Source organism: Leptospira ryugenii (assembly GCF_003114855.1).
GTDB lineage: Bacteria > Spirochaetota > Leptospiria > Leptospirales > Leptospiraceae > Leptospira_A > Leptospira_A ryugenii.
On sequence record NZ_BFBB01000008.1, the window covers coordinates 881,777 to 907,157 of the forward strand.

At 42.1% G+C, this 25,381-nt stretch carries 21 protein-coding genes; 8 read left to right on the forward strand and 13 right to left on the reverse strand.

Annotated elements, in window-relative coordinates:
- The first annotated feature begins 20 nt into the window (after nt 1-20).
- Together DI060_RS16815 and lpdA are read left to right on the forward strand one after the other, a co-directional pair.
- Nucleotides 21-761, forward strand: a complete 741-nt coding sequence (locus tag DI060_RS16815; RefSeq protein WP_108978071.1) for a class I SAM-dependent methyltransferase — start codon at nt 21-23, stop codon at nt 759-761.
- Nucleotides 762-803: 42 nt separating this feature from the next.
- Nucleotides 804-2,231 (forward strand): dihydrolipoyl dehydrogenase, encoded by a 1,428-nt coding sequence (gene lpdA / locus DI060_RS16820; protein ID WP_108978072.1) that lies wholly within the window; start codon nt 804-806, stop codon nt 2,229-2,231.
- 40 nt (nt 2,232-2,271) lie between these two features.
- Here the strand turns inward: lpdA and DI060_RS16825 are convergent, their stop codons facing one another.
- From DI060_RS16825 to DI060_RS16850, 6 genes are all read right to left on the reverse strand, one after another.
- The gene (locus DI060_RS16825; RefSeq protein ID WP_108978073.1) at nt 2,272-2,889 is read right to left on the reverse strand and encodes a urate hydroxylase PuuD; all 618 of its coding nucleotides are present in this window, start codon (nt 2,887-2,889) and stop codon (nt 2,272-2,274) included.
- A gap of 97 nt (nt 2,890-2,986) precedes the next feature.
- On the reverse strand, nt 2,987-3,265 hold the full coding sequence (locus DI060_RS16830; RefSeq protein WP_135355087.1) for a hypothetical protein: 279 nt from the start codon (nt 3,263-3,265) through the stop codon (nt 2,987-2,989).
- Between the two features lie 81 nt (nt 3,266-3,346).
- The gene (locus tag DI060_RS16835; RefSeq protein WP_108978075.1) at nt 3,347-4,771 is read right to left on the reverse strand and encodes a sensor histidine kinase; all 1,425 of its coding nucleotides are present in this window, start codon (nt 4,769-4,771) and stop codon (nt 3,347-3,349) included.
- Nucleotides 4,772-4,774: 3 nt separating this feature from the next.
- Nucleotides 4,775-5,608: a hypothetical protein gene (locus DI060_RS16840; RefSeq protein ID WP_108978076.1), complete on the reverse strand. Its 834-nt coding sequence runs from the start codon at nt 5,606-5,608 to the stop codon at nt 4,775-4,777.
- Between the two features lie 30 nt (nt 5,609-5,638).
- Entirely contained in the window at nt 5,639-6,601 is a 963-nt protein-coding gene (locus tag DI060_RS16845; protein WP_108978077.1) for an NAD-dependent epimerase/dehydratase family protein, read from the reverse strand.
- A 13-nt stretch (nt 6,602-6,614) separates the two neighbouring features.
- Nucleotides 6,615-7,790: a DUF445 domain-containing protein gene (locus DI060_RS16850; protein WP_108978200.1), complete on the reverse strand. Its 1,176-nt coding sequence runs from the start codon at nt 7,788-7,790 to the stop codon at nt 6,615-6,617.
- A gap of 280 nt (nt 7,791-8,070) precedes the next feature.
- Between DI060_RS16850 and DI060_RS16855 the strand changes: the two genes are divergently transcribed.
- Nucleotides 8,071-11,793: a Cna protein B-type domain protein gene (locus DI060_RS16855; RefSeq protein WP_108978078.1), complete on the forward strand. Its 3,723-nt coding sequence runs from the start codon at nt 8,071-8,073 to the stop codon at nt 11,791-11,793.
- A gap of 41 nt (nt 11,794-11,834) precedes the next feature.
- Here DI060_RS16855 and DI060_RS16860 read toward each other — a convergent pair whose 3' ends face one another.
- Together DI060_RS16860 and DI060_RS16865 are read right to left on the reverse strand one after the other, a co-directional pair.
- Nucleotides 11,835-12,626, reverse strand: coding sequence for an ABC transporter ATP-binding protein (locus DI060_RS16860; RefSeq protein WP_244594464.1), 792 nt, complete (start codon nt 12,624-12,626; stop codon nt 11,835-11,837).
- Nucleotides 12,613-14,085, reverse strand: coding sequence for an HDOD domain-containing protein (locus DI060_RS16865; protein WP_108978079.1), 1,473 nt, complete (start codon nt 14,083-14,085; stop codon nt 12,613-12,615). The genes DI060_RS16860 and DI060_RS16865 overlap by 14 nt, the downstream gene beginning before the upstream one ends.
- A gap of 135 nt (nt 14,086-14,220) precedes the next feature.
- Here DI060_RS16865 and DI060_RS16870 point away from each other — a divergent pair, with 135 nt between their 5' ends.
- Nucleotides 14,221-14,442: a hypothetical protein gene (locus tag DI060_RS16870; protein WP_135355088.1), complete on the forward strand. Its 222-nt coding sequence runs from the start codon at nt 14,221-14,223 to the stop codon at nt 14,440-14,442.
- On the opposite strand, the gene DI060_RS16875 is transcribed toward DI060_RS16870, so the two are convergent.
- Nucleotides 14,439-15,722: a 6-hydroxymethylpterin diphosphokinase MptE-like protein gene (locus DI060_RS16875; RefSeq protein ID WP_108978081.1), complete on the reverse strand. Its 1,284-nt coding sequence runs from the start codon at nt 15,720-15,722 to the stop codon at nt 14,439-14,441. The two genes, DI060_RS16870 and DI060_RS16875, sit on opposite strands and share 4 nt — an antisense overlap.
- Before the next feature lie 131 nt (nt 15,723-15,853).
- Nucleotides 15,854-16,321, reverse strand: coding sequence for a DNA primase (locus tag DI060_RS16880; RefSeq protein ID WP_108978082.1), 468 nt, complete (start codon nt 16,319-16,321; stop codon nt 15,854-15,856).
- 132 nt (nt 16,322-16,453) lie between these two features.
- On the opposite strand from DI060_RS16880, the gene DI060_RS16885 reads away from it, so the two are divergent.
- From DI060_RS16885 to secA, 3 genes are read left to right on the forward strand one after another with little or no spacing between them, the layout of a single operon-like run.
- Nucleotides 16,454-17,047 (forward strand): TlpA family protein disulfide reductase, encoded by a 594-nt coding sequence (locus tag DI060_RS16885; RefSeq protein ID WP_108978083.1) that lies wholly within the window; start codon nt 16,454-16,456, stop codon nt 17,045-17,047.
- A complete protein-coding gene (locus DI060_RS16890; RefSeq protein ID WP_108978084.1) occupies nt 17,044-17,733 on the forward strand; it encodes a type 1 glutamine amidotransferase in 690 nt (229 codons plus the stop codon). Before DI060_RS16885 ends, DI060_RS16890 begins: the two co-directional genes overlap by 4 nt.
- 10 nt (nt 17,734-17,743) lie before the next feature.
- Nucleotides 17,744-20,503, forward strand: coding sequence for a preprotein translocase subunit SecA (gene secA, locus DI060_RS16895; protein WP_108978085.1), 2,760 nt, complete (start codon nt 17,744-17,746; stop codon nt 20,501-20,503).
- Between the two features lies 1 nt (nt 20,504).
- Here secA and DI060_RS16900 read toward each other — a convergent pair whose 3' ends face one another.
- Nucleotides 20,505-22,544, reverse strand: a complete 2,040-nt coding sequence (locus tag DI060_RS16900) for a methyl-accepting chemotaxis protein (RefSeq protein WP_167837038.1) — start codon at nt 22,542-22,544, stop codon at nt 20,505-20,507.
- 121 nt (nt 22,545-22,665) lie between these two features.
- Between DI060_RS16900 and DI060_RS16905 the strand changes: the two genes are divergently transcribed.
- A complete protein-coding gene (locus DI060_RS16905; RefSeq protein WP_244594465.1) occupies nt 22,666-23,199 on the forward strand; it encodes a hypothetical protein in 534 nt (177 codons plus the stop codon).
- 52 nt (nt 23,200-23,251) lie between these two features.
- On the opposite strand, the gene DI060_RS16910 is transcribed toward DI060_RS16905, so the two are convergent.
- Nucleotides 23,252-23,743, reverse strand: coding sequence for a hypothetical protein (locus DI060_RS16910; protein WP_108978087.1), 492 nt, complete (start codon nt 23,741-23,743; stop codon nt 23,252-23,254).
- Nucleotides 23,744-23,753: 10 nt separating this feature from the next.
- The gene (locus DI060_RS16915) at nt 23,754-25,301 is read right to left on the reverse strand and encodes an outer membrane beta-barrel protein (protein WP_108978088.1); all 1,548 of its coding nucleotides are present in this window, start codon (nt 25,299-25,301) and stop codon (nt 23,754-23,756) included.
- Nucleotides 25,302-25,381: the final 80 nt, after the last annotated feature.

The following is a 25,381-nucleotide window of genomic DNA, read 5'->3' on the forward strand; positions in this document are numbered from 1 at the left end:
ATTTTCCCAAAAGCCAGCACATGAAACTATATACAGAACTTGCAGAGTATTATTTCTCCATTGAAGAAGCTGGCCGAAAATTTCACGAGGAAGTGGAATTTCTACGGGAAACATTTAAACGACATAAAATAGCTACAGTCATTGATGTAGGCTGTGGAACTGGGGAACATGTCAAAGAACTCCAGGCTATGGGTTTTAAGGCATTGGGAGTAGATGGCTCAAATCGCATGTTGGAAATTGCAAAAACAAGATTTCCGCACTGTAAATTTGAATTTGGCAGAATGGAAGATTATTTCGCAAAACAGCCTGTAGATGCAATTACCTGTCTATTTGGCACTTTTAATTATTTATTAGATGATAATGCTGTCATAACTTTTTTACGGAATACCCATAGAAATCTCAAACAAGCAGGTTTAGCTATCTTTGAAATCTGGAATGCTGACCCAATCTATAAAATCAAACGAAAGCCGCTAACAACGGTAAGTAATGTAAGGCAAGGTTCTGTCGCCATCCGACGGAATCGTGGCTTTAGGATGACTAGGGCAGACGATGTAGCGATTGTCGAAGTAAATTATGTTTATAATCTTAACCATAAGGATTTGAAAGACCGCCACACCATGCGCGTTTTCCATTACCCTCAAATCCAAACCTTCCTAGAGGATGCAAAATTTGAAATTTTGCATGTCTATGGCAGTTACGCGGGAGACAAATACATCCGGTCAGGAGCTAGGATGTTGGTTGTTGCCAAAAAGAGGTCTTGACTTTCCTCTGAAATCGGATATTCCCATTGTCTGGGAGTATATATGGCCGAAAATACAAAGTTCCAAGTTCTTGTGATCGGCGGCGGGCCAGGCGGCTACGTGGCAGCTATTCGTGCGGCACAATTGGGTTTCCAAACCGCAGTGGTCGAGAAGGAAAGGTTGGGTGGAGTCTGTTTGAATTGGGGTTGTATTCCCACAAAAGCTCTGTTAGAGAGTGCCCACGTGCTGGAACATCTTAGGTCAGCTGCCCAATTCGGTTTGAAGGCAGAAAAGGTTGGAGTTGAGTTTGATGCTGTAATTAAACGCTCACGTTCTGTGGCTGACCAAATGGCAAAGGGAGTTGAGTTCTTGATGAAAAAGAACAAAATTACAACCCTTCCTGGAACTGCAAAATTTGTAGATCGCAACCAACTTGAAATCCGCACCGAATCTGGGGAAATATCCAAAGTTTCTGCGGACTATATCATCATTGCAACTGGAGCACGTAGTAAGGCTCTGCCTTTTTTGCCCTTCGACGGCAAACAAATATTAGCTGCTAGAGATGCAATGGTACTTCCTAGCATTCCCAAATCTCTGGCCATTATCGGCGCGGGTGCCATTGGAGTCGAATTCGCTGACTTCTATGCTTCCATGGGATCCAAGGTAAGCATGGTTGAATTCCAAGAACATCTATTGCCGAATGAGGATGAGGAGATTTCAGCTATATTGGAACGATCTTTTAAAAAAAGAGGGATAGAAGCTCATCTGGGCTTTGGTCTTGAGTCTGCTAGTATGGGAGCGGACTCCGTGGAATTGACCTTACTTGACCGTAAGACAGCAAAAAAAGATAAACTAACGTTTGAGAAGGTGATTGTTGGCATCGGAATCACTCCCAATACGGATAATCTAGGTTTAGAGCAGATTGGAATCAAAATGAAAAATGGTTTCATTGAAGTAGATGCGCATTACAAAACGAGTGTCGAACATATCTATTCCATCGGGGATTGTATACCAACACCCAGTCTTGCGCATGTGGCCAGTGCGGAAGGGATCCGCGCAGCAGAACACATCTCGATTAGGAATGGAAATCCTCACCACCTAAATATACATCCTTTGAATTATGCCTACATTCCTGGTTGTACGTATTGCCATCCTGAAGTTGCCAGCGTGGGTCTTACGGAAAAAAAAGCGATTAGCATGGGTTATGAGGTTTCTGTAGGAAAGTTTCCTTTTACTGCTAGCGGACGTGCGCAAGCGCAAGGAGATACAACAGGTATGGTAAAGATTGTGTCAGATAAACAGCATGGTGAGATTTTAGGAGCCCATATCATTGGGGGGGCTGCAACAGAAATGATCGCTGAACTTACGGTAGGTGCAAGTATGGAACTAACGGTTCGAGAGCTCGCTTCTATTATCCACTCTCATCCCACCCTTTCCGAAGGGGTGATGGAAGCTTCGGCTGCAGTGCTCGGCGAAGCCATAAACATTTGAAAGATGGCTACCAATGAAAATTGGTAGCCTAAATCACAATCTATACTTCCGTACTGATTGTTCCTGATTGTTTGATTGAGAACCAAACCACTAAAGATCCAATTCCACCAGCGAGCAAGAGAACTACCAAGCCATCAACTGACAAGAATGGAACGCTGCTTCCTGCATGTCTTCCGAATCCCATAAAGAATAACATGGGAACTGACAAGAAGGTATTGATCCTTGAAAAGAGAAGAGCTCTTTTTGGAATCGAAGGGTCTGCTGCATTTCCAGACTTAACTCCGTTTATAATTTTTCTTTGGCTTGGCCAAATGACAAACCACACATTGAACCACATGATACTTCCTAGCAGCATCCCCAATAAAATCCAAGAAGTCCAGTTTGGCGCGGAAACACGCAATCCACCCTTCTCAAAGAGTAGAGCATAATACGTTAAACCAGAAAGGAAAGTTACCATTGCACCCCATCTGAACCAGAAAAGTACTCTAGGCATAAGTTCAGGTACTAAAACTTTTTTGACACCTGCATCCAATTTGCCTTGTACGGGAACGTTGACTAAATTGAGAAAGTAGAGAAGTCCAATCCAACAAACCCCTGCTACATAATGAACCCAACGCACGGCAAACAAGCCCAAGGCGTTAACATCTAAGTTTTCCATTCGATACTCCCAAAAATAAATCGATGATTGGATTTAGTCTGGTAGAATAATTCTAAATTGACAAGTTTTAATTCTGAGGAGGAGGAAAAAGAGGGAACTACAGCCTTCTTTTGTAGATTACTTTTGGTTTTCGTATATAAATAAATTCACCCTCGCGCTCCGATAAAACAGTCGAATCAAATTGGTAGGAATGCTTGTTATCACGAAAGTGGACCGTGATATCGGAACCAAATTCCAAACTGACTTGGTTTTCTGGCAGAAAGAGCTTCATCCGAAAGGCTTCCATGCTCTCAAATTTTGCCTGCCAAGTTGATGATTGCGATGCAGTCTCAACTCGCTTCAGTTGGAGTGGCATGGGTTTTTTGAATCCAGACATAGGCGATGGAACAATTTTAGCAGATGATCATCACCTAGTCACCACATTAAACAAAAAAGCTTTGCCTTTTCTAAACAAGGCCTAGTCCTTTTCCGTAACCTGGTCTCGAACACATTGTGGGAAGTTAAGTAAGAACTGCGTCCCTTTATCTACTTCACTCTGTATCTCCCACTTTGCCTTATGGAGGTGCAAAAATTCTTTCACAAGGATCAAACCCAGGCCAGTGCCAGACTCTCCATTTGTGCCTTCTGTGGAAATAGATCGATCAATGCGAAAGAGAGATTCGCGAATAGAAGGTCGTATTCCAATCCCATTGTCACTAATTTTGAGAACTAAATCCTGCCCATCGGATTGCATCTCGATTTTGACTTGGCCTTTTACTTTGGTGTATTTGATCGAATTTGAAACTAAGTTCCGTAGAATGGTTTGAATCATCGCTTCGTCTAAATGGACGTACAATGTATGTAAGTTGACGATTTGGATCGAGATATCTTTTTTCTCTGCGGAACCGTATACAAGTTGAACAACATTTTGTATAACTTTCGCAATGTCAAAAGTGCTAGGTGAAAATTGAAGTTTGCCTGTTTGCGAACTTGCCCAAAGAAGTAGATTTTCCAATAACTGAATTGTTTTTTTTGCACTCAATTCTATAAACTCAATGTATTGGCTCAAATTTTCAGATCTGCCTTCTGATAAATCTGTCTTTATCAAGTCTGCAAAACCCAGGATTGAATTAAATGGAGATCGCAGATCATGTGCAATTATAGAAAAGAATTTATCCTTCGTTGAGTTAGCAAGTTTGATGGTTTCTGATGTTTCCAGTAAAGAACTATAACTTTTTTCTAGATCTATCTTTTGCTTTTTGATTAACTTCTCTTGTTGAAATCTTTTTAAATTGGTATTCCACATCAAAAAAGAGGAAAAAGCTCCGATTCCTACGAAAGAGAGTGCATTTACCCTATTTGAAAGTAAGATTGCCTCATTTGTCTGAAAGGACGTCATAAGAAAATGCATAATCGTATACGAAACCAAAAAAATTAAAATGGAATAAATTGGCCGAAGAACAATGATTATTGGGCTAGTTACACAAATAAAAAGAAAAGGTGAAATAGCGGGCGTAATGAGCTGGTCTAAGGAGGAAAGTCCTATTCCAAAAGAAATCCCCATCATAAAAGAAAGAATTGAAATGAACAGATCAATGTTGGTGCGATTATCAACTTTATCTTTTAGCAAAAATAAAGTTAGAAAGAGAGAGGAAAAGAATAACAGTGACAAAGAATGGCATACTATGATACCTAAACGCCATTTGTATTCGATAGGAGAACTTCCCTCTAGTCCATAGTAAAAAAGAACTATGTGTATACTATTGAGAAAGACGATAATGGGCGCTAAAATATATAGAAATCGTACATTTCGTTCGGAAAGAGATCTCTCAAATTCTTTCGATTCCTCTTTGCTTAGAGTAGCTAAATTAAAGAGAAACCGAGAATAATCTGAGAAGGACATAGCTCAAAGAGGATCCGTTTCGGGTGGCAATACCGGCCCGCTCTGTTCAGTATTTGGATTTTTACCTGGTTCACTTGTGTTGGGTGAGGTGCTTGGGGGAGAAATCAATCCATTGTTATTTGGCTCTGTTTTGGGATAATCACCATCAGCAGAAAATGGATTGCGGAAACCTTCCACAGAGTTCAACCACTGGTCACTACTTTGTTGAGGGGCACCTTCTTGGTTTGGATAGGATTCAATAGGACGAATCGTTATTGAAATGTACTGGATTGCCTTTTCGTCTCTTACGGGGTCTAGATAGGCCAAACTATCATTTCGCCACCTGGTTCTAATTCTAGGCTCCATACGAAAACTTTTCATGATTAGATCAAAATCTTTTGCGTATTGGTTGTATCGATTGCGAGGGGTTTTAGTTTGCAAAACATAGTACATGTTTCCTTTCTTATGGAAGAGAAATCGATTGGTTACCAAAGTTTTGTTTTCATGGTAATGTAAGACCAAAAAAACCGATTCATCAAAACTTGGAAACTGATCTTCCAGCATTTTTTCTCGGACAACTTTTAGGTCAGTATAACGCTTAAGAAAAAGGTCTATTGACTCCTCAATAAACCGATCCAAATCATATTCTTTGGTACGTCGAACCACATCCAACTGGAGAACTGCCTCCCGGTTCGATTTATAGAATTGGATGCGTGCCGTCTCAGAATTCCGCAAAACGGCTTTGTTCCATCCTCGTGGAAATTCAAAAGCAAAGCCCAATGAATCTTCGATCCATGTGCCTGCCATGAGAGGGTAGGATAGGAAAAAGAGTAAAAATACAATTCTGAGTGTCTTCATTGTTTAGAATATCGGCACACCTTTAGTGAATTATTGACTATGAATATTCGCTTTTCGTAAGCTCCTCTGCTGTTTTATTCCTAAATCTTTCCAGGATTCCTCATCGTAAATCCACACTGCTTTGAGTAGGCCTGCAAGCGGAAATTCTCTACTTAGGTGAGGGTTTTGTTTCCTCCTCCAGGTGTGCCATTTTTCCCAGAGTCGTACCAAAAAAGGAAAGAGAGGGACAGGGATCAGAAAGGATCGTTTTCCTTTCCATTCCTGGAAAAGCTCATACAACTCAACTATACGGATTGGTTCTGGCTCACTCAGAACATAGATGGGACGCACCGTCTCTCCACCAAGGGACTTGTGGCACCAAAACACCAAGGCAGCTAAGAGATCCTCAATATGCAAAATGGATTTTTCCTTTTCCTCCCAGAGATGCAGACGGATCCCTTTCTGAAACAAGGCTTTGGTCTTTGTGATAAAACTTTTTGTACCTTCGCCATATACAGAAGCAATCCGAAAGATCGAATATCTAAGTTGAGAGGAGATCACTGCATCCTCGGCTAGAATTTTTGATTTGGCATAGAAACTCTCTCCCAGTCGATCTGAGGAAGGAACAATCTTTCCACTTGGGTTGCCGTAAACAGACACAGAGCTCATTAAGCCAAAAATCGGTTTTTTTGCTAGCGAGTTGGCCCAAGTGACAAGCACTTTCGTAGAAATGGCATTGATTTGTTCAAATTGTTGGTAGGTAATTTTACTTCCTGAAACGGCCGCAGCTAGGTGTAGAACCAAATCAACAGATTCAGAAATTTGCAGATCTTGTACAGAGTGTACGTTTTCAAAATCCCGTTCATAGAATTTAAAATTTTGGTGGTGTCTAATTTCTGAGGGTATATTGCTATACTGTTTGCCAATGGCTATGATTTTGTATTTGGGCAACAATCGAAGGCATAACTTACTTCCAATTACACCAGAAACTCCTGTCAAAAGAATTTGTTTCATTTATTCCGATTCTTTAGATAAAAAATATTTGTAAGAAACCAACAACGGCACCCAATGCTGCACCCACAAGAATAAGCAACATCTCATCCTCTTGAAAGGCAGATCGTAAAATAGATTCATACTCTTCGGGAGGAAGATTTGCCATTTTATCTCCCATGGTTTTTTCTAGATCTAATGCCTCACCAAGATAATTTTCTAATTGGGAGGCATTGCCTATCGCATGTTCGGAAAGTCTTGCGGAAATGACAGCCTTAGCAGTTTCATACTCTGGTAATTTGCCAGTAGCGAATAATATAGGTTTTGCGATAGTAGAAAGATGATCCACTTGCTTTTCTATGCTATCTCTCACAAGCTTTAGCAATTCCTCTGCAGCTTTCCCAAACACCAACTCTTCCATAATATTTTTTGCAGTCAAAATTTTCTTTGATACCAACTTCGCATAGAGTCGAGAGACTTCATTCTGTCTTTTTAAAAATAATCCCTGGTAGGTGAAGAGTCCCAGAATTGATTTTGGGTGTAAGGGACGAAAGATCATTTCTAAAGCTAGGTAGTTTGTCAAATAACCTACAATCACTCCTTGTAAAGGTAAGGTCCACCAGATCGGAAAGAAAAAATAAAAGACCATCTGTCCCAATCCCAAAAGAAATCCAAAATAAAAACCTGATCGTTCAATGAATTTAAACTCTGGTGCGCCTACCTCTTGGAATAGTTCCACAACCAAACTTACATTATCTCCTGATAGTTTTTTTAATACGAGAGCCTTTACATCGAAGAGGGAATTGATGTCAGATTGTAAATTCCGAATCACCTTTCGAATTGTATATCCAGACTCCCTTCTGATCTTAAATTGGATTTCTTCTTTCACCAACTTGGGAAGAGATTCCCAAATTTTTGGGTCAATGGCTCTGGCAAACTCATCTAAGGAATCATCAATGGAACGTTCCAAACTAGGTAAGAATTCCGCCTCTGCACGTACAGGGTCGATTTTTTGGAAAACCTCTTGGACATTCATGAGACGTCCTGTGATCACATCTACCGATTTGCTGGCCATCTTATGAGCCTTTCTCGGGATGATGCCCTGCCATCCAAGATAGGGAGGAATGCCCCAAAAACGGATGGGGTAGAAGGTCATTTTTAGGGCCAGCCAATTGGTCACCCAGCCCACAAATCCGTAGGTAAAGGGAATCAATAGGTAATGTACGGGGAAATGGGCCAAACTCAGGTCGAACACCCGTCATTCCTATGAAACCCGCCGATAAATTGAAAGAAAAAACACCGCAGGTCTCAGTTTCCTATGACTTTTTCCGAAGTGTAGGGTGAAAGTCCGGTTTTGCCTCTTTTCCAACCAGGACGAAAAAAAAAGATTGTCATGAAATTTATGATACCTGAGTCTAGACCCTGGTCAGGAGGCATCCTTGGATCGTCTGGCCCAATTGTAAACGAATGCGAATGTTGTTTGAGGTGAATGTATGTTTAAGAAAGGGACTCTCTTTCTTCTCTTTGTATTAGCTTCTTTTGGAGTAGGTTGCTCTAAAAAGTCAAAATCTATGCCTTTCTGGTTTTTGCTTGGCTCAGGTGGAGCGGGCAATCCCTCTGATTCGGCTGGTTCTACAACTCCTCCTGATTCCAATGGCGTGGCACTTCCGCCTTCCAATGGTTCCGTCTCACCTTCTTCCACGGGCGAGATCCCCCAAAACAACGCGGAACAAGAAATTCCGACTTCAGGACCTGCTAGGGTTTTTGGAAAGATCCAACCAGTGGTTGCTGGCAATCCATCGAACGATGTGTGCGGACAAGTAGGCTCTCCTTCCTATCCAAATTGTGTGGATCTTTCGCAAATCATCGTTCGGATTGAAGTGGCAAATGGCAGCCAATCTGTGTTAGTTGCTAGCACCAATGCAGATGCAAATGGAAATTTTTCCTTCGATTTCAATTCTTTGCCTAACAACAATTACCGGGTCTTGATTAACAATGGCAATGGACTCAACTACGCATACCAAGACTTTTCCTTCGTATTCAATCCTAGTATTTCAGGCCCTACCTTAGTAGATGTAGGGACTTTGTATGCGGAGAGATTATATTATCTTTCTGGTCCCGCCCAAATTACAGGGTCTTTGGTTACAAGTGGTTTTAATGCAGATGGATTTGTTGTCCCATCGGGTCCATTGGCTGGCATTACCATCAATCTAGTGGATGCCAATGGAAATACTGTAGCGAGCACCACAAGCAATGCTTCTGGTCAGTTCTCTATCCAAATTCCGAACCTTTCCAATGGAAATTATACAATCGTTTACGATGGTTCCAGTGTCACTACCAGTGGCCAAACCTATGGAACTATTTCAGAATTCATCCACTTTACATTCCAAGGCACAAACCCATCGCTTACTACTGTAGTTGGGCTTGGTGAGACCAATTTACCTTGGTTAGCTGCTCAAGAAAGTAGCCTCAGTCTTTCTGGTTCAGTGATCAACGGGGCAGTTTCAAATGACCAAACGACTGTATATACGATCAAATTGAAAAATGAGCAAGGCGCAATCATTGATACCGTAAGCATTACTGGCAATGGAAGTTTCCAACTAAACGGATCTGGTCTTCCGAGCGGAGTTTACTATGTCGAGGTATCCGGTCCCAACCTAGTGACAGTTTCGCAATCCTTTCTTTTCACGGCCTCACCCGATGGGGGCAATAAAAACCAATCCTTACCTTCTCCTATCAGCGTAGTACCAAAACAATCCAATGTATTTGGCTTTATTAGAGATGCCAATGGTGTTCACATTCCAGGATCCGTGATCAATTTCCGTCCTGACCGTTTGCAGAGGCCTTCTCAACTCTTCCACCTAAGCACAGACCCACTTCTTGGAAATGCAGTAAAGCTCTGGATTTTGGAAGCTTTGAGTGCTGTAGCAGGAGTGAATTGTTTGGCAAATCCCTCCTCTGGAATCTGCTCTTGTGCTACCAACCCAAGTCTTTCTTGCCTGCAAACCTACCAAGGCAATGGTCCTTGGAACTACCAAACATGGGGCTCGAAAGTATATGAAGTGCGTCCCTCTGACCAACAAGTGTATTTCACCGCGCAAGCCGGACTCTGGGCCTATACCATTTCAGCACCTGGCTACGAAACCTGGTGTGCCAACCAGGGGACACCATGCTCACAATACCCTGTGAGTATCACACTCAATGGCAATGATGTGAATGCTGGCCAGATCACACTCACATCGATCGATAGACGAGCGCAGATTGCCGGAACCATCTCAGTCAGAGACACTGCGCCTACTAACCCAAGCATCCATAGCAACCAAACAGGTTTGTATGTGGTTTTGCTAGGCAATACAAATAGCAACGGACAGGCTTTGGCACACATCGCAATCACTTCTGGTGGATCCTTTGCATTCAATGGATCTTCTTATGTGATTACCCTTCCGTCTCAATTGACCTCAGATGCGCAAAGAGTATCCTATGCCCTCCAAGCCCTTGCGTCGGGAACTGCACAGACTCTCGCACAAGCGGATACGATAGCTGTCGAAGACGATGTCTATGCCTCGGTCACAATCTCAAATGGAAACCAATACAACTTCAGACAGTCTACTTACCAAGCCATAGTTGTAGATCTAACCGTCTCCAGCCCAAGGGCTAGTTACTTAGCTCCTGCAAGTTTTAGTTTAGATGTATCCTCTGTTGCCACAAACCAATATGCAACAAATCCCGTGACATTCAATTTCAGTGGAACTGCCGTACATAATGTCCGTTCTACAGTCTCTGGAACGGTAACAGATGCCATTTCCACATTGCCGGTAGAAGGCGCCACACTCACCTTAGGAAGGTTTGAAGGTGGAAATTTTGTGGCTGACGTTCGGCGGGACTGTAGCGGTACTTTTGTGAACAATACTTGTTCCGTTCCAAGCCTACGCCAAGCTGGCCAAGACCAGACCATAGGTTCTCTACTTTCTTCCTCCAATGGATCTTACTCTTTCCTCTTTGTTCCACAAGGCAACTATAGCCTTCGCGTAGAAAAGAATGGCATTGTAACTTACTTCCCAGTGGAAGTGGGAAGTGGTGGCGGAACTGTCATCGTCAACACAGCTGTGATCACCAACAGCGGACGTGGGAACCTCGCTGGTTCTGTCCGAACTCCAGGTGGCTTTGCCTTTACGGGTACTTACTCTTTGGAAGTTGTAGACCCAAACACTGGATTGATCCGACCAACTGACGGGGTCTTACCTGCCTCTCTCAGCTCTGGTGCTACAACCTTTTCAAATGCTAGCCAATACAATCTCTTCCAAATCAATGCGGGTCGTTGGAAAGTGCGATTTGTTGCGAGTGGCTTTAAAACAGTGGAAGGAATCGTTGATATCCAAGCAAACGCGACAACGACTTTTGATATCATCACCTTTGTCCCGGGCTCGCAAACACCTGGGGCAATTTCCGGTCGTGCTCTCTCGGCCCTTTACAATACGGGAGTCTGTGACCTTACCGCCCGGATTCGACCTGGAGTGAATGTAAAATCCGGACCTTATGCTATCGATGAAAATGGTCAGACCATCCCTGGAGTGAAAACTGCAACTGACGGATCTTATGCGATACCAAACGTCCCTCCTGGAAACTATACCTTGGAAGTTACTGGTTCTGGAAAACGAGGCAATTGCACAAGTGCTGTAGAAGCCTATGCGACAACCTTCCGAACCGTTGTCGCGGCGGGTTCTGAAACACCCGCCAACCAAAACATCCTTGTCTCTCCTATCCTTGCGGAAAACGAAATGAGAGTCGTCTTGTCCTGGGGTGCAAAACCAAGAGACCTGGATTCCCATATGCAGTATTCGCCAACCGACAAAAACGGCAGAATTGTATGGAACAACCGAAGCCCACTGGGTGTGGGGAATGGTGACCTTGACTTTGATATCACCACTGGCTTTGGTCCAGAGACCATCACTGTAAAGGGCAATATCTGGGCTCAGCCAGTGCGTTATTACAGTGTCTACAATTGGTCTGGCGAAGCCATCATGGGAGTATCTGGTGCGACTGTGCGAGTCTTCAAGGGTTCTATTGGGGAAGTGCGAAACTACTCTTTAGGAGCAAACCATACAAATCGATGGTGGAAGATCTTCTGTATCGAAGCGGATAAATCCATTACCGATGTTGGTATGGGATCATGCCAAGCGACACAGTTCATAGAACAGAGGATGTTCGAGAGATAAGACCTCAGACAGTCTGCCATCTGTAGTTCACGGATGGCAGACTATAGTAAATAGGTATAAAACCTACCTTGCCTTTCTTCTACTCCCAAACCGATATCATACAATTCCGATAAAATAGCACCTTGTAGAATCTTTTCTTTTTCTCCAAAGGCAAGAAGGCGGCCTTCCTTTAATAAGAGAACTTGTTGGAAATCGGGAGGGATCTCTTCGAGTCGGTGTGTAATCAAAATTCGAGTGATGTTTGGTTGGAAGGATTTGATTTCTTTTAGATTCTTCTCAAAGTCAATCCTTGCTCGTAGGTCAAGTGCCGCCGTTGGTTCATCCAAAACCAATATCTCTCTGTCTCCCACAAAGGCGCGTAGGAGGAGAACCTTTGTTTTTTCTCCTGAGGAAAGGCTATGATAGGTTTGGTCTTTTTTTTCCAACATAGAAAATGATTGGAGGAGGTTCCGTGCAATAAAACTTTCCTCTTCCGTGATCTCTTTGTAGAGACCTAGCGTTTGGTGAAGTCCAGTGGCAAGAACCTCAAGACAGCTTAAGCCTCTTTGTACGAGTTGTTCTTGGTGGTTGGCTTGTAGTATCCCAATTTTTTTCTGAATGGGTTGAAGAGGTACCGTTCCGTACTCTTCCCCTAATACAAATATACGACCAGCAGTGGGCCAAAGATAAGCAAAGAGTAAATTGATAATGCTACTCTTTCCAGCGCCATTTCGTCCAAGGATGGCAAGGCTTTCTCCTCTTTTCACTTGGAAGCTGATATTTTCGAGTATGTGGTGATCGTTTCGAGTTAAATAGACTTGCTCGAAATGAATGATCGGCTTATTTGCTGACACTCTTATATAGGGTCTCGACTTTTTTAACAGCGTTGGTGAAGACTTCGATATTATCCAAGCCAAATTTTGCTAAAAGGTTTTTGTCTATGGCATAAAAACCTTTTTTGGTTTCTTGGAAATCGCTCATCATATTGGCCATATAGATGATCTCAACTAACTCGCGTAATTCACTCGGCGCCATGAAAGGTTTGTGGTGGTATTCGATTGCAACTCGCAGGTCCAGAGGGAATTCCCACTTTTCAGCCAAGAGTGCTCCCAACTGAGGGTGGCTAAGGCCTATTGCCATTTCTTCTAAGAGTGTGGAATTTCCTGAGTCTGTTCCTCTTTGGAAGGTTTCAATTTTTTTGAAAAATGCTCGGTCAACAGAAAGCAACAAAAACTTTCCAATGTCATGTAAAAGAGCACTCACAGCAATAATGTCTGCAAGTTTATTGGTTACAGTATGTTCGGTTGCAAGGTATCGTGCATAATAACTGCAACGATTTGAATGGTCCCATACATCCATAACCTTTCCGTATTGACCTTCCATGATCTTGCGAACACCAGATACATATAGTAAGTTTCGAAGATTTTTCAAACCCACGACCTTAACTGCTTGTATGATAGAGCCTACTTGGCTGCGGTTTGCAAAAAATGCGGAATTTGATAATTTTAAAAGGTCGGCAGATAAGGCCGGGTTTTTTTCAATTTCGGATGCAATCATATTCAGATCGGAATCTGGATTGTTGCAAAGCTGAATGATTTTGGTCAATGAATGCGGAAGAGGAGGAAGACCATCAATTTCATTCAATATTTTGGTTTTTAGAGTTGTGGTAATTTCCTGCGGTGTTGTGATTTCCGGAACGGTTAGTGTTGCTCTCGTCAACTTGTCATTTGTGTGAATGCGAAATCTCTCAGAGCCAATGCCAGAATTTTTTAATAAGAGTTGAATCAATACTAGTCCGAGTCCAGCAGATTCTGTGCTATCTGAAACATCGGCAAAGGCATCAGATAGATCATTGTAGTTTTTCGCTACCTCTATCCGTTTGTTGATCCTTGCTAACTCTTCCGTTGTGATGGGAGCATTATTCTCTACCGCAAAATGAATGTTTTTACCTTCAACTTTCATTAATAAACTAATATAAAAATTTCCACCTTCCAAATGTTCCAATTGTTCATTCCATTTTTGAATGATGTTCTCTTGGAATTGCGCCATACCTTTTGCATAGTCTTTTGGATTTTGGATATCTAAACTCTGCCTTTGGAAGTAATCTCGCTTAGCATTCGCTTTATTTGCGTTCATTAGAAGTTCTTTTAAAACTGTAAAAACGACTTCTACCAGAAAGAGTTTGTCCATATAGCCCATCACGTGGACTAGGAGCGCATAGATTTCTTGGTTTTGCTCCTCTGTAACAAAGTAATAGTTGATGCGAGATTCTTTAGATGATTCTAATTGAGAAATGATTTCCTGAAAGTTCACGGATTGCTTTTTCCTGGTAAACACTCTTATTCCATGATTTTCTCTTTGGCGCAATTGATTTATTTTTTTTAGGAGAAACTGTGAGTTTTGTCCCAGTACTTTGTTAGGATGGTTCTATCGAAAGGAGATAAGAACATGAAACCCAACCAAGAATCATCACTGCCATGGTCCGAATGGAAAGAAGCTGAGAAAGCAGAACTACATTCACTTATGAATGAACGATTGGAATCTATCGTAAATTCCATGACAAGCACTCGAACAAAACCTAGGAATTCTGTTGCGAGAAAGGTGATCGCCGCAAACCGAGAGATTGCAGATCTTGATTTAAGCGTAATTCCTGTCTTGTTTGGAGCTTAAACAGAGAAGAATTTTAGAAAGGATTCCCTACAAACAACACCGGGAACCTGTTGGAAAGCCTGATTCCAATCCGCCTTATCAATTTCGGGAAATCCCTGAAATGGAAGGATGTGAATGCCCTCTGTTTGATTGCTCTCGGAAGAGAAGGATTCTGTACCAAGGTTTTGAATTGGTATGATCGCTGGATCCAAAGAACCATTTGTCTCTTCAAGGACTTGTTTTGCCTTTTGGTGTTTCAAAGAGTCATTTTTGTACAATTGTGTATGGTGGAGGTCTTCCCAAGTTTTCTTTCTTAGAATATTCGGAATTCGGAATGATTCATATCCGGTTCCGCGACAGTGCGATTTTCCATTTTTTGCTAAAAAACTAACGCCAGCTATAACGAGATTACTTGCCTGAGTCCATTCTGCTAAGGCTTTTGCCGTTCCAATTAAGTTCAAACTTGGATTTTTGAACAATGGCCAATGAGTAGAAAGTTTAAACTCAAGAATTTGGTCCATTGGATAACCTGTGTTCAGGATACAAATAGGATTCGGCAAAGAAAATAAATATGTACTACCACCTAACCAAGTTATAATGGGGATATGATCAGGGACCTTGGGTAAAAAATGATAGAGAGTCCCTCGGCCCGGGTCCATAGACAAAATCATATCCACCCGAATCCCTTGTTTTAGAAGGAATTGAACTGCAGTATCACTAGCAAGGGTAATACAATGAGTTGAAATCTTTTGGATGCGTTCCACTTGTTCTTCTAACTCAGGACTTGCACCTAGGAAGAGAAGAGTTTTCTTATAAAAACATTTTTCAGGAAGGTAACCGGCAGGAATTGGCCTATTTTTGTTTAGATTCCAATTCTTGAGATAGTTGTGCGTCCAAGTGCGACCAAAGTGATTGATAGTCGCCTCATTTACATTAGGTTGGCTGAGTAAGCGTGAAAGAGAATTTTGGACAGCTTGGACAAGCTCGGGGAGGAGCCTTTGGTAGCTTGGGAAGGCAATGATTTCAAGGCTCCGGGACATAGCTGTTCTAAAAAAGGATAAAATGATTGAGGAGGATTGTTCCCAGGTTTCGTCCAGATAGAGGACCGAATATCCCAAGATTTCTAGCTTTTGGAAGAGGTCCTTTTTTTTTGCATGGAAAAGAGGTTCCTTTCGGACTTCTTCAAGGGGTTCGATGAGAATCAAGTTCTTTCCCATCTTGGTTTGGAGGGTGATAGCCTCAATATGGTGGAGAGCTGCAAGGCCAACGATGCAGATAGTATCTGAAGTAGAACTTAGCACTCGCTCTAAAAAACGAAAACCCTCGATTTGAGGGTTTCTTTGTGAGTGTAGATAGAGATTGAGAGAAGGGTCGTAGAAATTGGAGAGTCCGTTTTCGGTTAGGACTGCTTGGAAAGGAATTGGCTTACCTCTTAGTCCTCTTCTTCTTCATCGTCATCTTCTATGTCATCATCATCGTCGTCATCGAAGTCGTCGTCGTCATCATCAGAATCGTCACCAAACTCGTCTTCATAGCCGTCCTCATCCAAAAGTTCTGGTTTCTTTGCTTCTTCTTCTGGAATGAAATCTTCATCAATATCCTCTTCGGCATGAGGTGCAAAGGATGTAGTGTTTGTGGAAGAAACGCCTGCGATTTTGTCTTTTTCTGCTTGGATTTGGTCTCTCTCTTCTTTGGAGAGGTACTTCCATTGGATGGACTGGTTTGTCAGAGCGTAGAGAGCTTGGACTGTTAGTTTGCGGTTTTTTAACTTTTTTGGTAAGCTAATCTTTTCAATTTTGTCAATGGCTCCAAAGCCTGCGACACAAGTTTCGTATTTTTTCTCTCGGCAGAGTTCAATTAGGGATACAATATCGAAATCTTCTTTGTGCGATTGGCTCATGCTTTGGGTCTCCGAAGGAAGGAGTGGAATGTTAGGACAGTTTTCTAGAACGGACCCTTACTGTCAAGGGAAAGTTTTGAAATCATACTTTACAGCCTCCTCAGCCAGAGGAGGATAGTAGAAAGACTAGCAATGAGACAAAAGATTCTCCTGGCATTTTGCCTTCTGATCATTTCGGTTCTTCCCCACTGTGCTCCGGCCAAGTCCTCCTACTTTCAGGAGCCTGACTGGTCCGCCTTGGACTGGGAGGGAAGGACAGTTCGATTGGCGGATCTTGATTTGGACTACCTTGCACTGAATGTCTACTCTCCTGATTGTGTTCCTTGTTGGAAGGAAATCCCCACTCTCAACTTACTAGCCCGTGAAATCCAAAAAAATTTTCCGCGCCATGCCTTGTACATGGTCGTAGACCCATACCAAGTGAGCGTTGATGCAAAAGAGGATGCGCCATGGGGAGAGGTCTATTCACAGGCGAAGGCCAGGATGCAGAAAGAAAAACAAGACCGTGGCATTGAAGTTCCGATTCTATTTATGAAGGCTCCTTTTCGCGTGAAGGAGAAGGGACTCATTACGGGAACACCAGAAACCCTTCTCTTAGAAACCAAACCTTTGCGTTTATATTATAATTTTTTAGGTTCTATTTCAGAGGAGTCCAAGCCAGAAGTGATATTGGCTGACCAAAAAGTTAAGTTTTTTAAGTTTCAATTTGGGATGAATTCTCTATGAGAGCACTTGTTATACGATTTATAGATTGTGAAGGCCCTGGGATCATAGAACCTTTGTTAAGGGAAAAGGGCTATCGAGTTAGTTATCACAATGCCTATGATACAAGAGTTTCTTTGATGCCTGAAGCACACATCACCTTCCCTCTGATCCTTCTTTTGGGTGGTCCGAACTCGATTCAAAACAATGGAGAGGATCCTCTTCTTTTGCCCTATTTGCAATTGGTAAAAAATGCCCTTGCGGTACGCTCCTCTAAAATCATTGGGATCTGTCTTGGCGGTCAGATCATCTCTAGAGCCTTGGGTGCCGAGGTCAAAAAGGGAGACAAAGGTCCAGAATTGGGATTTGCACCCATGAAAATTATTGATACGCAGGACGAAGTGTTTCGTGGCATCAACTCAAATGAGCTCATGGGATTTCATTTGCATGAGGATGTATTTTCGATTCCCCCAGGCGCAAAACATCTCTTAAGCACAGATATGTATCCAAACCAAATGTATTCTTATGAAAATAGAGTATTTGCCTTCCAGGCACATATCGAGGCGACTTTACCAATGCTAGGAGTTTGGAAAGAGGTTCACAAAGAGTTTCTCAAACAAGGCAAACCAGATTTAGATCATTTGGAAGAAAAACAAAAACAAATGGAAGAATCTGGTAAAATTATATTCCGAAATATTCTAAATCTCTAATGGAAAATATATGTTTCAAAAAATACTAACACTCTTATTCGGAAGTAAATACGAAAGGGATCTAAAAAGACTCACACCCATAGTAGAAAAAATCAATTCATTTGAAGCGAACATCCGCGAATTAAACGATGAAGAGCTTTCCTCTCAAACTATAAAATTTAAAGAAAGGTTAGCTAAAGGCGAAACTTTGGATGATATCCTCCCTGAGGCTTTTGCAACGGTGCGTGAAGTTGCTTACAGAACTTTAGGTATGAGGCATTTTGATGTGCAAATGATGGGTGGTATTTCTCTGCATTGGGGCAATATCTCCGAGATGAAAACGGGTGAGGGAAAAACCTTAACATCCACTTTGCCGATCTATCTCAATGCCCTGTCTGGACTAGGTGTTCATGTTGTAACTGTGAACGATTACCTTGCCAAACGCGATGCAAATTGGATGAAGCCTATTTATGAATTTTTAAAAGTTTCAGTGGGTGTCATTCAGCATGATATGGACCACGAAGAAAGAAAGGCTGCATATTTATCGGACATTACGTACGGAACAAATAATGAGTTCGGTTTTGACTACTTGAGAGACAATATGGTTTCTTATCTGGAGCATAAAGTGCAAAGAATGCACAATTTTGCGATTGTGGATGAGGTGGACTCAATCCTCATCGATGAAGCAAGAACTCCGCTCATCATATCCGGTCCAGCTGAAGAATCTACAGACAAATACATCAAAGTAGACAAAATCATCCCAAAGCTCATTGAAGGCGAAGACTACGAAGTTGATGAAAAAGCCCGCAACGTGATCATGTCTGAGAATGGTGTCCATCATGTAGAAAAACTACTTAGCATAGAAAACCTGTACCATTCCGAAAACATAGAACTTGTCCACCACGTAAACCAAGCACTCAAAGCACACAAATTATTTGCAAAAGATAAAGACTATGTGGTGCAAGCTGGCGAAGTCATTATCGTAGATGAGTTTACAGGTCGTCTCATGAAAGGACGACGCTATTCCGATGGGCTCCATCAAGCTTTGGAAGCAAAGGAAGGTGTACCGATTGCCAGAGAGTCCCAGACCTTAGCGTCTATTACATTTCAAAATTACTTTAGGATATATTCCAAGTTAGCTGGTATGACAGGAACAGCCGATACAGAGGCTGAGGAATTCAAAAAAATCTATAACCTCGACGTAATCGTTATTCCACCAAATGTAAAAGTCAAAAGAAATGATTTACCTGACCGTGTGTATAAGACGGAAAGAGAAAAGTTTGACGCAGTCATAAAAGACATTAAGGAAAAATATGCCAACAAACAACCAGTCTTAGTGGGTACCATTTCCATTGAAAAATCCGAAGTGTTATCCAAATTGCTGGTTGCCAATGGTATCGCCCACAACGTCTTAAACGCGAAACAACACGAAAGAGAATCTGAAATTGTTGCCAATGCTGGAAAACCAGGAGCAATCACCATAGCAACAAACATGGCGGGTAGAGGAACAGATATCGTTCTAGGAGGAGCTGCTAAGTACAAGGAAGAACTCGAGTCTTTAGACGAAAAAGCTGCAAAATTAGGAATACAATCCAAAGCCGAAATGGATGTGCTCTATTCATTCCGTGAAGCACTCATTAAACAGAAGTTTGACGAATCTTCTGAAATTATAAATTCAATTGCAAATGGTTCTCTTAAAAAAGTTTGCCAGGATATATTGGAATCTGCTCAAAAATGGAAGAAAGACCATGACTTAGTCATTGAAGTCGGCGGACTCCACATCATCGGCTCAGAAAGACATGAGTCTCGACGAATTGACAACCAGTTAAGGGGAAGGTCCGGAAGACAAGGGGATCCAGGCTCCTCGAGGTTTTATTTATCCTTACAAGATGATTTGATGAGAATTTTTGGCTCTGATCGCATTGCTCGGATTATGGACACCTTAAAAATGCCAGAAGGGCAAGAGTTGGAGCATAGCATGGTTTCAAATGCAATTGCAAGAGCACAGAAACGAGTTGAAAGCCATAACTTTGACATCAGAAAACACCTGCTAGAGTATGATGATGTCATGAATCGCCAAAGGATCTATATCTATGGGATTCGAAATGAGCTACTTGAAAAAGGTTCTATCTCTGAAAAAGTCATCCAATTTATCGACGAAGTGACTGAAAACCAAATCATCGCTTATTGCGAAGGAAACAACACCAGCGGTTGGATCTTGGAAAGTTTGCAAGAGTGGCTCGCGTCTCTTGGTGTCAGTATATCTTTGGATGCAGAGACATACCGCAAAGAATCCAATCCTCAATTACGATTGTTTGAAGATGTATCCTCTGCGATAAAGGCAACCTACCAAGATAAAAATGTTCGGATCGGTGAAGAGATTTGGAAGTCAATTGAAAGAAATGTTTTCCTAGATATCTTGGACCACCGATGGAAAGACCATTTGTATGCTATGGACCATTTGAAAGAGGGGATTTGGACAGTTGGGTATGGAGAAAAAAATCCCCTAGTCGAATACAAATTGCAAGGGTTTAAACTCTTTGATCAGTTAGTCGACAATCTTAAAAATGAAGTTATCTCTTTCCTTCTCAAAATTGAAGTGACTGAAAGTGATAAAAGTTCTGTTAGCGAATCTTCTCCGAAAGAATACAAAAAAATAGGCGAAGAAACGAGAGCGGAAGTGGATATGTTTGGCAATGAAGTGAAGAAAAATCAAAACAAAACAAACGTATCCACAATCACAAGTTCAGGCGGTGGTTCTGAACGAAAGACTAGTAGACGTAAAAAATAATCTAGTCCGTGATAAATTCATCGGAGATTGTTTTAATGGTCTCTGATACATGGTGGAGTCTTTCACTCAAAAGTTTGAGGTCTTCTGCGTTGGTAGCCAAGGTTTGTGCGCCACCGGAGAGAACATTGATGGAGTTTACCATATCTTCTGAAGCTTTTTTCTGTTCACGGCTGGAAAACTCGATCATTTCAGCCATATCTTTCAAACCGACTAACTCCTCGTTAATGCGTTCGATACTGCTCGTTTGGTTGATCATTTCTTCTTTTACTTCCGCCACATAACTTTGTACTTCGGCAGATTTTTCTAAAATCTTTCCTAGAGACTTCACAGTTTCGCCAACATGGTCCGCACCTGTTTTGACGGCTCCATTTCCCTTTTCCACAAGCTTTTTGATATTCTTGACCGATTCTTGAGTTTTATCGGCGAGTTTAGAAATTTCTTCCGCAACGACAGCAAAGCCTCGGCCCGCATCACCTGCTCTAGCTGCCTCGATACTGGCATTGAGAGCTAAGAGGTTTGTTTGTTCTGAAATTTCATTGATAAGCTCAACTATGCCACTGATATCTCGAGTTACATTACGGATATCGTCCATAGCATTGTCCGTATTTTTGACCGCTTGGTCACCTTGCTTCGCAAGGTCGAATGACGTAACAGCTTGTCGGTCAAGATCAATCAACATAGTATCCATCTTGCCAATGGATGTTTCGATCTTTTTCATTTCGTCTACGATTTTGAATATGTTTTTGGTTTCACTCGCAATGGATTCAAACATAATCTCAAAGCTTGTTGTTAATTCTTCCAATGAGGCTGCAGATTGTTCGGAGGTCGCCGCCAATTCTTGTGCCGAATCAGAAACGGACATTGATTCTTTTCGTAAGCTATCGGATGCCATTCTAGCATCTGATGAAGAGCTTTTCAATTGGTTGATGATCTTTGCCAGTTTATGGATGAACTGGTTGAAGGAGAATGAAATTTTTGAAATTTCATTTTTGCCAGTGGCTGGTAAAGTCTTACGCAAGTCTGCCTCTCCGCTAGAAAGCTCCTCGACTTTTTCAAGGACATGAGTGAGAGGTTTTGTAATGCTTTGGATGATGGCAATGGTAAACAAAGTAGAAAAAACCAAAAGCAATGTGACAAAGATTAGAGACAAATACTTTGCTCGAACAAAGCGACCGATCCTTTCTTGGATCAACCGTTCTAGGTGTTCCATCGCAAGTATCTGAACAGAGTGTCCAATCTTTGTTAATTGATGGATCGTATCAAAAGCAGGGTTAAAGTCTTTGGGCTTTTCTTTGCTCTTTGTAAATAAGGATTCTAACTGGCTCGTTACCAAATCAACTTCCTTGTCTAGACTTTTGATTGCCTTTTCTAGATCCTCTTTGGTTGTCTCATTTGCAGAGATCGTTTTGTGGAATGAAAATTTAATGTCCTCTTTGGCCTTACGAATGGCAGCAATCGAAATCACTGCCTTGGTTTTGGCGGCTTCTGAAAATTGAGGATACTTTTGTTGGGCTTCACTGTATTCTTCCCTGAGGGTTAGTTTCAAATCTGCTACGATTTGCCAGAGTTCTGGGATCCGAAAGATCATGATGTCCATCAGGTAATAAGAATCTACATCCGGATCCAAAATTAGATTTGAATTGTCACCTAACTTTAAAGAGAGGATTTTTGCCGCTTGGAGAAAGTGGATCGCATCCTTGTCCACATAGGTATCTTTTTTGGCTAGCGTGATCCAGTTTTTATACTCGGGAGTAGACTTGTCTACGAGACCTGTTGCAAGCACTTGTGCCTTGCTCTTTTGGACAAAGTCATGGACGGTGTCCTTATCTTCATTCCCGATCTTTAAGAGTGTGAGCCCTTCTTCTAAGGAAAGGTAAACAGGTTTTAAGGCATGGATACCTTCTACTTCCAGTTTTGAGAAGTTGATCGTTCTGTCTTGCTCGGAGGTGAGCAAAAATAAAAGGGTGATGATGGGAATGAGTAAAGGGATCGGCAGCAATATCAATCGCTTCTGTATGGTTAGGTGATCGAAAAATTTCATTACTTTCATCCTGTCTTACCTTCTATTATACGCAAAACTAGTCAAAATTATTCCTACATTCATAGAAATTTACCTAGGATTTCTACTATCCAAATTCTGAATGCTGTTTAGGATTGAGAGCATGTACCAAAATAAATGCTCACTTGTCCTTCTATACAGTCTCATTGCTTGTTCCACTGCACAAACTGGGATCAAGGACCAGAAGATCGTATTCCAGCAGTGTATGGATACCTTCCAAGATGAAGTCAAATGCAATGAAATGGTAGCGAGGACTATGAAAGAAACTCTCTCTGCAGAAGAGAAAGCAAACATAGAACGAGCCAATCTGAGCAAAGAGCAATTGGCGGGCTTGAAACTTAGACAAGATATCAAAGACATTTTACAAGGAAAAAATGATATCTATGTGAAGAACTATCTGGGAGAACCAGATGAAGTCAAACACAGCGGGGAAAGGATTTATTGGGAATACTACCGACCTGTTTCCAAGTTTTCTCCCGAATCGGAGCCCGACCAAAAAATCACAGTCATCTTTCGTCGTTTTTCTGTGGAACGTGTGGAACATATTAAACCAGATTCTGAAAAAGAACCTTCCATTAAGTTTTATAAAATTTTAAACCCGAATCAGAAAAAAGACTCCGAAACCGAGAAGCAATAAAAAAGGAGGAGAGCTACCTCTCCTCCTGTCGTTTCCGATAGACTTACGTCTCTTAGTATTTTAAGAGGCTAGTGATATCGTTCTTTGTTTTCACTGTTGCAGGAGCAATTGTATACTCTGCTACAGAACACTTAGCTTTGATGTAATTTGTCACAACCTGACCCGCAGTTGGGTAGGAAAATTGTGGCATATTGCAAGGCTGGATCGGATCGTTCACCGCAGCGCGGACACACTCTCTAAGAGCGGCCATTTGTTCGCTGGTTGTTCCCTTAGTTGGGTCTACTGCGCCGATAGTTGCTCTACTGCAACCAACACCCGCATTGAACAACTGGAGGGAGCCACTCACGCAAGAGTTTGCGAGGCTGTAAGCTTGCAAACAAACCACTTGGTCAGGATCTGGTGTATTTCGATCGTTCACGAGGTAGAGAAGAGCGGTATTTAATCCTCTATCGCTATTATCCTCGGTCTTGCAACTCACCGTAATCATCGCCATAGTGGAGATGAAAAGAAGGATTGTTAGTTTTTTCATTGAGTTGAGTTTCATTTGTTTCTCCTTAGAACTTCGCAACCGCACCGATGATGATACCGTTTTGGTAGCTTGCAGCTCGTCCGTTAACGTCTACGAACTGTGAACCAGGACCGTAATCTCTTCGTAAGTCGATCTTCACTTGAAGGTTCTCTGTGAAGTTGATGGTTGGTGTGAAGGTAATTGTTCGGATCTGTCCTAAGTTGCTTCCGGACGGTCTGGAACCAAGAGCATCTTGGAAACGTAGGTCATAACGATCAGCTGGGGTTACGTTGAAGAGTGGCGGGTTAACAGGCAAGATTCCACCGTAACGTTTGTCATCCAAGTACTCATAACGGAAACCAAGGGCAAACTTCTCAGTGAACTGGTACTTAGCTTGCAATTGATACGTTTGGTAGATTCTTTTGATCGTGTTAGGACGAGTGAAAGATGTGGAATCTGTGAACCCTGCTTCTACGAGCGCGGCTGGGAGCGGAGCAACTTGTGCATCGCTAAGACCAGTAGCTGTTTTGAAGCTTCCTCTGGAAATTCCCGGTTCTTCCCAACCAAAGGCTGCAGTGTTTGTTTGGCCAACTCTTTCTCCATGTGTGAAGTCAAAGATGGTTGTCAAACGGTCAGTAGGCTTGAAGATCAAGATTAAGTTTTGGATCATCCAATGGTCTTGTCTAAAGTTAGACTGCTGGGCAAAACCACCATTTCCGATTCTGTTGTTTATGTAGTAAAGAGCGTTGTTGTCTCTTCCCTTGATGTTGTCATTGGCAAACAAGGTGTTGTAAACCACAGTGAACTTATCTGTCGCTTCGTACCGCACCTGTGTTCCGATGGAACGTGTTGGGTTCGGACCGTCCACATATGCATGCTGTTGGGTGCTTGCTAAACTTGGGGAAAGGCCTGCGGAAGTATCGCCATACGCTGTTAGACCGTTATAACCAAACTGGTTTCCATTGGCAGTGTAACCAGTACCTTGTGCACTATTGTAGAGATAAAGAGAAGTGGTTAACTTATCTGAAATCTGCAAGTTAGCTCTGGCACCAGTGTGGATAAATGGGATTGTGTTGAAGAACACATACCCGATGGTGTAAGCAATGTTGTCTTTGGAGTCAAGTAGTTCCAAACCGATGTGGGTTGCCATCTTACCAGCATCCACAGTCAAACCTTTCAATACTGGGAAGTAGAAGGACACATATGCCTGTTGTAATAACTGCATATTGTGCAAGGAGTTCGTTGTTTGGTAAGGACGCTCTTGGTACATCAAGTTTTGTCCATTTTGCATATCTAAACGGAAACCCCAAGGGCTTTCCTTATCTGCCAACTTCTCCATAGAAAGTTTCACTGCATTTACCGCAAATTGCTTGTTATATGTGTGAAAAGTCCCCGCTGTATCTTGAGTTCCACCTTGCCGGTTGTTGCTTGTATAGTTGTAATATACATCCACATAACCGGAAAAATTGACTAAGTCGTACCAAGCTTTGTCTTTTGTCGGTTTAGCGGCTGGTGTTGCCGTTTGCGCGAACAGAGACCCTTGGCTGATTAGAATAGCAGCCGAAGCTACTAAGAGAGTGTATTTATTTCTCATTTGCCATTTCTCCTATGCCAAGTCTAGTGCAAGTAGCGTACCAGCTAGGATGGTTCCCAAAAAATTAATGTTTCTATTGG

Excerpts from the sequence above, each read along its gene's own strand:
- DI060_RS16830 (WP_135355087.1), bottom strand. The coding sequence starts at position 3,265 with ATGTCTGGATTCAAAAAACCCATGCCACTCCAACTGAAGCGAGTTGAG.
- DI060_RS16870 (WP_135355088.1), top strand. The coding sequence starts at position 14,221 with ATGAAACCCAACCAAGAATCATCACTGCCATGGTCCGAATGGAAAGAA.
- lpdA (WP_108978072.1), top strand. The coding sequence starts at position 804 with ATGGCCGAAAATACAAAGTTCCAAGTTCTTGTGATCGGCGGCGGGCCA.
- DI060_RS16840 (WP_108978076.1), bottom strand. The coding sequence starts at position 5,608 with ATGAAGACACTCAGAATTGTATTTTTACTCTTTTTCCTATCCTACCCT.
- DI060_RS16835 (WP_108978075.1), bottom strand. The coding sequence starts at position 4,771 with ATGTCCTTCTCAGATTATTCTCGGTTTCTCTTTAATTTAGCTACTCTA.
- DI060_RS16845 (WP_108978077.1), bottom strand. The coding sequence starts at position 6,601 with ATGAAACAAATTCTTTTGACAGGAGTTTCTGGTGTAATTGGAAGTAAG.
- DI060_RS16855 (WP_108978078.1), top strand. The coding sequence starts at position 8,071 with ATGTTTAAGAAAGGGACTCTCTTTCTTCTCTTTGTATTAGCTTCTTTT.
- DI060_RS16880 (WP_108978082.1), bottom strand. The coding sequence starts at position 16,321 with ATGAGCCAATCGCACAAAGAAGATTTCGATATTGTATCCCTAATTGAA.
- DI060_RS16890 (WP_108978084.1), top strand. The coding sequence starts at position 17,044 with ATGAGAGCACTTGTTATACGATTTATAGATTGTGAAGGCCCTGGGATC.
- DI060_RS16885 (WP_108978083.1), top strand. The coding sequence starts at position 16,454 with ATGAGACAAAAGATTCTCCTGGCATTTTGCCTTCTGATCATTTCGGTT.
- DI060_RS16910 (WP_108978087.1), bottom strand. The coding sequence starts at position 23,743 with ATGAAACTCAACTCAATGAAAAAACTAACAATCCTTCTTTTCATCTCC.
- DI060_RS16825 (WP_108978073.1), bottom strand. The coding sequence starts at position 2,889 with ATGGAAAACTTAGATGTTAACGCCTTGGGCTTGTTTGCCGTGCGTTGG.
- DI060_RS16905 (WP_244594465.1), top strand. The coding sequence starts at position 22,666 with ATGTACCAAAATAAATGCTCACTTGTCCTTCTATACAGTCTCATTGCT.
- DI060_RS16915 (WP_108978088.1), bottom strand. The coding sequence starts at position 25,301 with ATGAGAAATAAATACACTCTCTTAGTAGCTTCGGCTGCTATTCTAATC.
- DI060_RS16900 (WP_167837038.1), bottom strand. The coding sequence starts at position 22,544 with ATGAAATTTTTCGATCACCTAACCATACAGAAGCGATTGATATTGCTG.
- DI060_RS16815 (WP_108978071.1), top strand. The coding sequence starts at position 21 with ATGAAACTATATACAGAACTTGCAGAGTATTATTTCTCCATTGAAGAA.
- secA (WP_108978085.1), top strand. The coding sequence starts at position 17,744 with ATGTTTCAAAAAATACTAACACTCTTATTCGGAAGTAAATACGAAAGG.